Source organism: Microcoleus asticus IPMA8, assembly GCF_013179805.1.
GTDB lineage: Bacteria > Cyanobacteriota > Cyanobacteriia > Cyanobacteriales > Microcoleaceae > Microcoleus > Microcoleus asticus.
In genome coordinates, this window is sequence record NZ_SRRZ01000303.1 from 1 (window position 1) to 1,324 (window position 1,324).

Annotated in this window: 1 protein-coding gene; it reads left to right on the top strand. The window is 45.1% G+C overall.

Features of this window, described 5'->3' with window-relative positions; genetic code table 11:
- Positions 1-290 precede the first annotated feature (290 nt).
- Complete coding sequence (locus tag E5S67_RS31995) at positions 291-1,010, top strand: class I SAM-dependent methyltransferase (protein ID WP_172193503.1); 720 nt, start codon at positions 291-293, stop codon at positions 1,008-1,010.
- Positions 1,011-1,324: the final 314 nt, after the last annotated feature.

The following is a 1,324-nucleotide window of genomic DNA, read 5'->3' on the forward strand; positions in this document are numbered from 1 at the left end:
ACTCCTGACATTTTTTTGACCTCTATTTGGCTAGTCAATTGCAAAATGCACTTCTACTAACTGTAGCACTATTTTATGAAATTGGTATAATTTGAACCGGATGCGAGGAAGAAAACCCCAAAACCGCGATTGTTAAACGGGTTTTGGGGTTTTATATTTTTTTTCTATCGAGCTTTTAGGATTATTATTACTTTTGTTTTGCCCGAACCCAGTAAGTTTTGAAGCGAGGGGCTAAAATCCAATTCAGATAGCTATTAAAATACAGATTGCAAGCTTATTGGCTTTCCAGAATGCAAAATCAAGAGTCACCTATTGTTTTCGATCGAGAGCGCGCTTCTTCCTACGACAAAAGATTCGCTAAATTGGCTCCGATGCGCGACGCACTTCATTTACTGATCCGCCTGGTACTTTCTGAACTTCCTACCGATGCAAGGATTCTCTGTGTCGGTGCGGGAACAGGCTTGGAATTGATTTATCTGGCTCAAGCGTTTCCACAGTGGCAGTTTACTGCGGTAGAGCCTGCGGCACCGATGCTTGACATCTGTCGCCAACGCGCCGAAGAGTGCGGTATCGCGTCACGCTGCACTTTTCACGAAGGTTATCTCGATTCACTGCCCGCATCGCACTCTTTCGATGCGGCGACTTGCCTTCTAGTTTCTCACTTCTTTATGCAACAAGATGAGCGGCGCAACTTTTTTAGTCAAATTGCTTCACGACTTTGCCCTAACGGATATTTGGTCAGTGCGGATCTGGCTTCCGATAAGTCTACTTCAGCGTGCCAAAGCCTTTTCGAGGTTTGGCTGCGAATGCTGAGGTATTCCGAAGTGCCTGCTGAGGAGATTGAAAAGTTTCGTGCTTCTTATGGTCAAAATCCTGCTGTGCTACCGCCACTTGAAGTCGAATCAATAATTGCATCCAGCGGCTTTGATACACCTGTATTGTTCTTACAGACCCTTCTGATTCATGCCTGGTATGCTAGGCGAACACCACCCTCGCTAGAAGTTAAGTGATCGACAGCCGTCGAAAAATCTCGTGAAGTGGACTGACCAAAACCAAGTGTGAAGTTGCCAAGTTTTCTGGAAGCCCCTGAACCGAGTCGCGCCGAAGAGCGATCGCAATACCAATACCGAATACTTCAAAATTACCTGCAGTCGATCGCCCTTCAATTCGGTATTGCGTTAGCGAAGCCCTCGAAGAGGATCGCTCTCTTAATTTCTATCCTTATTGTTATGCTCTGGAGTTTAGACTAGGCAGCAAGAAAAGACTCAGCAAAGGTGAGTTGAAAATAAATAGACTTCAGATCTGAAAATCTACACTACTAAGG